This is a genomic window from Bradyrhizobium sp. 160, from assembly GCF_023073735.1.
GTDB lineage: Bacteria > Pseudomonadota > Alphaproteobacteria > Rhizobiales > Xanthobacteraceae > Bradyrhizobium.
In genome coordinates this window covers 47,073-54,715 of sequence record NZ_JADPKD010000007.1, presented here as the reverse complement: position 1 = coordinate 54,715, position 7,643 = coordinate 47,073, and the positions used below count along the sequence as shown (strand labels likewise).

The 7,643-nt window shown below is 63.2% G+C and carries 7 protein-coding genes; 1 reads left to right on the top strand and 6 read right to left on the bottom strand.

Annotated elements, in window-relative coordinates:
- Positions 1 to 191: 191 nt before the first annotated feature.
- The 5 genes from fahA to IVA98_RS02650 form a co-directional block, all read right to left on the bottom strand.
- On the bottom strand, positions 192 to 1,466 hold the full coding sequence (fahA, locus tag IVA98_RS02670) for a fumarylacetoacetase (protein WP_247304045.1): 1,275 nt from the start codon (positions 1,464 to 1,466) through the stop codon (positions 192 to 194).
- A 179-nt stretch (positions 1,467 to 1,645) separates the two neighbouring features.
- The gene (gene hmgA, locus IVA98_RS02665) at positions 1,646 to 2,992 is read right to left on the bottom strand and encodes a homogentisate 1,2-dioxygenase (RefSeq protein WP_247304044.1); all 1,347 of its coding nucleotides are present in this window, start codon (positions 2,990 to 2,992) and stop codon (positions 1,646 to 1,648) included.
- A gap of 2 nt (positions 2,993 to 2,994) precedes the next feature.
- Entirely contained in the window at positions 2,995 to 3,951 is a 957-nt protein-coding gene (locus IVA98_RS02660; RefSeq protein WP_247304042.1) for an MBL fold metallo-hydrolase, read from the bottom strand.
- Between the two features lie 24 nt (positions 3,952 to 3,975).
- Entirely contained in the window at positions 3,976 to 4,209 is a 234-nt protein-coding gene (locus tag IVA98_RS02655) for a DUF2783 domain-containing protein (protein ID WP_247304040.1), read from the bottom strand.
- Positions 4,210 to 4,216: 7 nt separating this feature from the next.
- The gene (locus IVA98_RS02650; protein ID WP_247304038.1) at positions 4,217 to 5,830 is read right to left on the bottom strand and encodes an FAD-dependent oxidoreductase; all 1,614 of its coding nucleotides are present in this window, start codon (positions 5,828 to 5,830) and stop codon (positions 4,217 to 4,219) included.
- Positions 5,831 to 5,939: 109 nt separating this feature from the next.
- On the opposite strand from IVA98_RS02650, the gene IVA98_RS02645 reads away from it, so the two are divergent.
- Positions 5,940 to 6,482 (top strand): MarR family winged helix-turn-helix transcriptional regulator, encoded by a 543-nt coding sequence (locus tag IVA98_RS02645; protein ID WP_247304036.1) that lies wholly within the window; start codon positions 5,940 to 5,942, stop codon positions 6,480 to 6,482.
- Positions 6,483 to 6,540: 58 nt separating this feature from the next.
- Here IVA98_RS02645 and IVA98_RS02640 read toward each other — a convergent pair whose 3' ends face one another.
- A complete protein-coding gene (locus IVA98_RS02640) occupies positions 6,541 to 7,347 on the bottom strand; it encodes an N-acyl homoserine lactonase family protein (protein WP_247304033.1) in 807 nt (268 codons plus the stop codon).
- Positions 7,348 to 7,643: the final 296 nt, after the last annotated feature.

Here is a 7,643-nt window from a genome sequence, read left to right as displayed (position 1 = left end):
ACGGCGACCCAGCTCGGGCGGCCACCCGGGCTGGGCCATTCCTCACGGAACGGCTCAACATAACCGATCAGGCTAATACAAGGGTGGGCAAAGCGAAGCATGCCCACCATCGCCACGATAATTGCAGAAGAATGGTGGGCACGGCGCTGACGCGCCTTTGCCCACCCTAGGAAGTCTGAATGTGCGGCACCCTATTCCGCCGCCAGAATCGTCCCCTCCACTTCGCCAAACCCCACGCGATAACCGTTGCCCTGGCACCAGCCGCGCATCACGAGGGAATCGCCGTCCTCCAGGAAGGAGCGTTTGGCGCCGCCGGGCAACTCCACGGGCTCGGTGCCGTTCCAGCTGATTTCCAAGAGGCTGCCGCGCTGGTTCTTCTCCGGGCCGGAGATGGTGCCGCTCCCAAGGAGATCGCCGACGTTCATGGCGCAACCGCTGGAGGCGTGGTGCATGAGCTGCTGCACCGACGACCAGTACATGTACTTGAAATTGGTGCGGCTGATGCTGGCGGGGGCGTTGGCACCGGCGGTCCGCAAGGACACGTCGAGCGCGATGTCGTAGTTCTGCGGCTTGCTCTGCTTGAGATAATCGAGCGGCGCCGGCTCCTGCTCCGGCCCCTTCAGACGGAACGGCTCCAGCGCTTCGCGCGTCACGACCCATGGGCTGATCGAGGTTGCGAATGCTTTTGCCAGGAACGGGCCAAGCGGCACATATTCCCATTGCTGGATATCGCGCGCGCTCCAGTCGTTGAGCAGCACGAACCCGAAGATCATCTCCTCGGCCTGGCTCTCGGTGAGCATGCCGCCCATCGGCGACGGCTGGCCAACGACGACGCCCATCTCCAGCTCGAAGTCGAGCCGCTTGCACGGCGCGAAGCTCGGCAAGTCCACATTCGGCGGCTTCAGCTGCCCGCGCGGTCGCTTCACTTTCGTCCCTGACACTACGACGGTCGAGGCTCGGCCATTATAAGCGATCGGCATATGCAGCCAGTTCGGCTGGAGCGCATTGTCCTTGCCACGGAACATCACGCCGACATTGGTGGCGTGCTCCTTGGAGGAATAAAAGTCGGTGTAGCCGGAGACGGTGAAGGGCAGATGCAGTTTTGCATCGCGCATCGGCACGAGCGCCTGCTTGCGCAACTCCTCGTTGTCGCACAGCTCCGGATGATCGTGGCGCAGGAGCTCACTGATCCGCGCCCGCGTTGTCGTCCAGACCTTCGGCCCCAGCGCCATGAACGGATTGAGCGAGGCGCCGGAGAATATACCGAGCGGCCCGACGTCGAGCCGGGAATCCTGCTCGAGCTTCCAGAGATCGAGCACATAATTGCCGATAGCGACGCCAACCCGCGGCGTCGGATTGGCCACGGTCGAGAACACGCCATAGGGCAGGTTCTGGATCGGGAAGTCCGAGGCGGGATCGACCTCGATGAAGGAGCGGAGGCTGGGATCGTTGGGGTGGGTTGTCACTTTTGGCTCGGTTCCTTTCTTCCTTCTCCCCTTGTGGGAGAAGGTGGCGCGAAGCGCCGGATGAGGGGGTTCTATCCACGCGTCCAAGTGAGAGAGGCTCTCTTGCGGAGATAACCCCTCACCCGTCTCGCGGCTGCGCCGCGAGCGACCCTCTCCCACAAGGGGAGAGGGGAAGAAAGCTACGGCTTGCTTGGATCGAAGCGTTTCTCCAGCCCCTTCCAGCAATCTGCATAGTCGTCTTGCAGCGTCGGCGAGGTCGCGGCATGTGCGGTGACGCGCTGCGGGTAGCGGGTTTCGAACATGAAGGCCATGGTGCCGGTCAGCTTCACCGGCTTCAATTCCCCGTTGCTGGCATGCTCGAAGGCGTCGCGGTCCGGGCCGTGCGGCAGCATGCAATTGTGCAGGCTGATGCCGCCGGGGACGAAGCCTTGCGGCTTGGCATCGTAGACGCCGTAGATCAGCCCCATGAACTCGCTCATGATGTTCATGTGATACCAGGGCGGGCGGAAGGTGTTTTCCGCGACCATCCAGCGCTCGGGAAAAATCACGAAGTCGATGTTCGCAGTGCCTGCCGTTTCCGACGGCGAGGTCAGCACGGTGAATATCGAGGGATCCGGATGGTCGAAGGCGATCGCGCCGACGGGCGAGAAGGTACGCAGATCGTATTTGTAGGGCGCGTAATTGCCGTGCCAGGCCACAACGTCGATCGGCGAATGGGCGAGCTGCGTCTTAAACAGCGAGCCGCCCCATTTCACGAAGAGCTCGGTCGGCGTGTCCTTGTCCTCGTAGTTTGCGACCGGCGTGAGGAAGTCGCGCGCATTGGCGAGGCAGTTGGCGCCGATCGGGCCGCGCTCCGGCAGCGTGAAAGCGCCGCCATAGTTCTCGCAGAGATAGCCGCGCGCCGGACCGTTCGGGATCTCCACGCGGAACTTGACGCCGCGCGGGATCACCACGATCTCGCCGGGCTCGGCATCGATGCGGCCAAACTCGGTGACGATAAGCAGATTGCCCTGCTGAAGTACGAACATCAGCTCGCCGTCGGCATCGTAGAAGTGCTGGTCCACCATCGACTTGGTGATGAGGTAGACATGCGCCGCCATGCCGGCCTGCGTGTTGACGTCGCCGGCGGTCGTCATGGTCTGCACGCCCTGCAGGAAGGTCATCTCCTCCTGCGGAATCGGCGCTGGATCCCAGCGCAGCTGCGCGATCGGCAGATCGTATTCATGGCACGGCGCCGAGCGCCACAGCCCTACATCGATCTTCTCGAAGCGACCGGAATGCTTCACCGACGGACGAATGCGATAAAGCCAGGAGCGCTCATTGCTGCCGCGGGGCGCCGTGAAGGGCGAGCCCGAGAGCTGCTCGGCGTAGAGCCCGTAGGCGCAGCGCTGCGGCGAATTACGCCCAATCGGCAGCGCGCCCGGCAGCGCCTCGGTCTCAAAGCTGTTGCCGAAGCCGGACATGTAACCCGGCGTCACCTGCGCGGAACTGCGGATGATCTGATCGGGCGAGGTGTTGATGTTCATGACTATCCTCCTCCTTGCAACGCTGCCCACATTTCCTGGTCGCGCTTGTCGGTCCAGATCACAGGATCGTCGATTCCCGACGCTTCGTCATAGGCGCGCGACACGTTGAACGGCAGGCAGTGCTCGTAGATGGCGAAGCTCGAAAATTTCGGATCCATCACCTCGCGCGTCGCCGCCATCGTCTCCTTCAGGGTGCGCCCTTTGGCGACGGAGATTTCCGCGGCCCCATAAAGCGTTGTGACGAAATCACGCGTCATTGCGATGGACTCGCGCACGGTGGCTGTGCCCTTCAGGGCATCACCGCGGCCCGGCGCGATCGCCTTGGGATTGAAGTTGCGGATCTCGTTCAGCGTCAGCGGCCATTCGCGCAAATGCGCATCGCCGCAATAGCAGGCCGAGTGATATTCGATGAGATCGCCGGAGAACATCACCTCTGCGTCCGGCACCCAGGCGACGATGTCGCCGGAGGTGTGGCCGGCACCTAACTGCATCAGGCGCACCTCGCGTTTGCCGAGATAGATCGACATCTCGCCCTCGAACGTCAGGGTCGGCCAGGTCAGGCCTGGAATGCTCTGCGCATCCTGGAACAGGCGCGGGAAGCGGCCGTATTCGGAATCCCAATCCTGCTTGCCGCGCTCTTCGATCAGCCGATAGGTCTCCTGCGAGGCGACGATGCCTTGCGCCTTGTAGGCGGAGGCGCCAAGCACGCGCACCGCGTGATAGTGCGACAGCACGACATATTTGATCGGCTTGTCGGTCACGGTGCGCACGCGCTCGATCACCTTGTTCGCCATTGCGGGCGTCGCCTGCGCATCGAACACGAGACAGCCGTCGTCGCCGACGATGATTGCGGTGTTGGGATCGCCCTCGGCGGTGAACGCGTAGAGATCGGTACCGATCTCCGAGAAGGTGATCTTCTTCTCGGAGAGATCGCCGGTGGATGCGAAGTTCTTCGCCATCAATTCGTCCTTCAGGTCACTGGGTTATTGTTGTTGCTGTTGTTGCTGTTGTTGCTGCTGGCCGTCGATCATGCGGCGCTTTGCAAGTCCGATCGCCTCCCGCAGCACGTCGATGTCGCCGATATGGTTGGCGAGGATCAGCACCAGCGCCGCGTCGAAATCGGCGCTCTGCTCGTCGGTGAGCCCGCGATGGGCCTCGACGATGGCGCGAAAGGCATCGTCGGGGCGCGCGAAGTTGGAACTGGTGGAGAGCGGCATCAGAACCTCAATACAAGCCTTCGGCCCGCGCCAGCGCTGCCGCGATCGTCGCACGCGTCGGGCGGCGGAAGCGCGCCGCGACGTAACCGTCGGGCCTCAGCAGATAGGCGGCGCCCGGCTCGGCGCCGTAGCGTTTCGCGACCAGGCCCGAGGGATCGGCAAGTCCGCCCTCATCTCCAATGCGGATGCCTTTGATGCCATCGGGCACGTCGGTCGGCGCGCCATTGCTGAACGACAGCAAGGTGAAGTCCGTTCCACCCTTGCGGAAGGCATCCGTCAGATAGATCTGCTCGCCGGTCCGCGTTGCGACGGGCGCGTCGAGCATGGAACAGCCGGGCGACGGTCCGCCGTGCCACGTATCCGCATCGAGCGAGGACAGCGGCGAGTCGTAGCTGCACGGCACCGAGAGCCGGCCGCCATTGACCATGCGCTTGCCGAACTCGGTCTCCTTGGCGAGCGACAGCACCGCCTTGCGCAGCCGCGCTTCCTGGTGCGAGTTCGGCGCCATGAAATCGGTCGAGCGGGTGGATTCGCGGATGTTCTCGTCAGCCGCCATGCTGCGCTCGGCATGATAGCTCTCGAGCAGGCTCGCGGGCGAAGTCCCCCGCAGCACACGGTCGAGCTTCCAGGAGAGATTTTCGGCATCCTCGAGTCCCGAGTTCGCACCGCGTGCGCCGAAGGGCGAGACCTGGTGAGCGGAATCGCCGGCAAAAATTACGCGGCCGTGGATGAAGCGGTCCATCCGCCGGCATTGAAATTTGTACAGCGAGATCCACTCGAACTCGAACTTGTCGTGCCCGAGCATGCGCGCGATGCGCGGCCGCACGTTTTCCGGCTTCTTCTCGACGACAGGATCGGCGTCGCGATTGAGTTGGAGATCGATGCGCCAGACATCATCAGGCTGCCGGTGCAAGAGCGCCGAACGTCCGGCATGGAACGGCGGATCGAACCAGAACCAGCGTTCAGTCGGGAATTCCGCGGTCATCTTGACGTCGGCGATCAGGAACTGATCCTCGAACACCTGTCCCGCGAACTCGGCGCCGACCATCTGTCGCAGCGAGGATCGCGCGCCGTCGCAGGCGACGACATATTGCGCGTGCAGCCGATAGGCGCCCTCGGGCGTCTCGATCGTCAGCGCGACGGCATCGTTGCGCTGCTCCAGCGCCGTCACCTTGTTGCGCCACCGCAGGTCGATCGCAGGCAGATCCTGGATGCGATCAACCAGAAAGGCCTCGGCGTAATATTGCTGAAGGTTGATGAAGGCCGGCCGCTTGTGACCGTCCTCGGGCAGCAGGTTGAACTGATAGAGCTGCGACTCGCCGTGGAAGATCCGGCCGACGCTCCAGACCACGCCCTTCTCGACCATGCGGTCGCCGACGCCGAGCCGGTCCCAATATTCCAGCGAACGCTTGGAGAAGCAGATCGCGCGCGAGCCTTCGCCGATACGGTCTGCATCATCAAGAAGAACGACGCGCTGGCCGCGCTGGGCAAGGTCAATCGCCAGCGACAGCCCGACCGGACCCGCACCGACGACCACGAGCGGATGCGCGGCCGGGTCCTGGCCCGAACGATCCTGATCGGGGTGGCGTTGGTAGCCGAACTGGGATTTGGCCTGCGCCATGCACTAACCTCGGCTCTGGTCAGGAGAGGACTGATCTGCTAGATAGTCTCACGTGCAACTATTTTGGACCGGAGCCGGCCGGCCGTCAACTGAATTCGGAGCGCTCTGCTTGGCAAGGACATCCAGTGACATCGCGCTGAGGACACGCGAAGCCGAAGAGGCTTCATCGCGGCCAAAGCCTCGACTCGATCTGTTTAAGTTCGTGCCGTTCCGCCTCAACCGGCTCGCGGCGGAGGTGAGTTCCGCGCTCGCGGTGGAATATCAGGAACGGCATGGCCTCGATATTCCGGCGTGGCGCGTGATCGCCACGCTCGGCTTCCGCAACGACGCCTGTAGCGCGCAATTCATCTCGCAATGCACCCGCACGCACAAATCGACCATCAGCCGTGCGGTGACGGCGCTGCTGCAGCAGGGGCTGATCGAGCGGGTCGAGAACGAAGCCGATCGCCGCGAATTTCGCCTGCAACTGACGAAAAAGGGCCGCGCGCTCTATGAGGAGTTGTTCCCGCAATTGCTGCGACGGGAAGACGAGATCCTCGCCTGCCTCTCCGCGCAGGAGCGCAAGCAGCTCTCGGCTTTGCTCGGCAAGATCGAAGAGAGCCTCGACCTGATCCAGACCAGCGAAGAGGCGGACGCCAAGCAGGCGTATTAGGCGATACTGTCATTCCGGGGCGCTGCGACAGCGGCGAACCCGGAATGACGCTACCGCGTCACTTCGCAAACGATCGCGTCGGCGGCAGGTGCAGCGCCCAGGCATCGATCCTGTCGCTGGCGCGCGGATAGATCTCCGTCACGATCGGATCATGACCGGGAATGAATCGATCAGGGTGACCGGCGAGGCGCTCGATCGTCTCCCAGCCTTGCGCCATGTCGCCGACATTGTAGACGATCGGGAATGGGCTCTTGCGCTGAAGATTGGCGTAGTAATGCGCGGCATCGGACGCCAGCACCACCGGTCCGCGCGCGGTCTCGACCCTGACGACCTGCAAGCCGTCGGAATGGCCGCCGACCCGATGCACGGTCACGCCGGGCGCGACCTCGCCGTCGCCCGAATAAAACGTAACTCGCTCGCCATAGACATGGCGCACCATCTGCGTGACGTGCTCGACCGAGAACGGATGGCGCAAGAGGCCATTGCACATGCAGCGGCCGGTCGCGTAAGCCATCTCGCGCTCCTGGAGATGGAAGCGCGCATGCGGGAAGCGATCGAGATTGCCGGCATGGTCGTAATGCAGATGCGTCACGATGACATCGCGAATCGCGGCCGCGGCGACACCAAAGCGCTCCAGCGCGTCAACAGGATTGAGCGTCAGCTTGCGTGCCCGGGCGCTCGCCTCCTCGGCGTTGAAGCCGGTATCGACCAGGATGTCGCGACCGCTGCCGCGGATCAGCCAGACGAAGTAATCGAGGTCCTGTGCCGCGCTGTCATGCGGGTCGGGCACGAGGAAGTTCATGTGAGGAGTGCGCGGCGACATCGTCGCATAGCGCAGTGCGTAGATCTCGTGGACGTTTCCCATGCCTGTGCTCTTTGTTTTTTTCTGAGTGGACCTGCGGGACGAGCCGGCGCACCAAGCCATTGTCCGCAGCAAAGGTCAAACACCTGGGGTTGCAACGGCCGCAGTCCTGCAATGTGAGAGCAATCACATTTTCGTCGCCCTGGCTGTCCTAACATCCCGCAGACAGGATCGCGCCAGATGCATCGAGCACAACCATGACAGCCCCCTTTATTCCACTCGCAGCGTGCCCATGCCTTGCGGTCGATCGTCGCGATAAAGCCGAATGTCCAAGCGGTTGACGCCCCCCGTCCCCGGTT

What these genes read in the sequence shown, in the direction of transcription:
- hmgA (WP_247304044.1), bottom strand. Translation starts at nt 2,992, where the DNA reads ATGAACATCAACACCTCGCCCGATCAGATCATCCGCAGTTCCGCGCAG.
- IVA98_RS02660 (WP_247304042.1), bottom strand. Translation starts at nt 3,951, where the DNA reads ATGGCGAAGAACTTCGCATCCACCGGCGATCTCTCCGAGAAGAAGATC.
- IVA98_RS02655 (WP_247304040.1), bottom strand. Translation starts at nt 4,209, where the DNA reads ATGCCGCTCTCCACCAGTTCCAACTTCGCGCGCCCCGACGATGCCTTT.
- IVA98_RS02650 (WP_247304038.1), bottom strand. Translation starts at nt 5,830, where the DNA reads ATGGCGCAGGCCAAATCCCAGTTCGGCTACCAACGCCACCCCGATCAG.
- IVA98_RS02640 (WP_247304033.1), bottom strand. Translation starts at nt 7,347, where the DNA reads ATGGGAAACGTCCACGAGATCTACGCACTGCGCTATGCGACGATGTCG.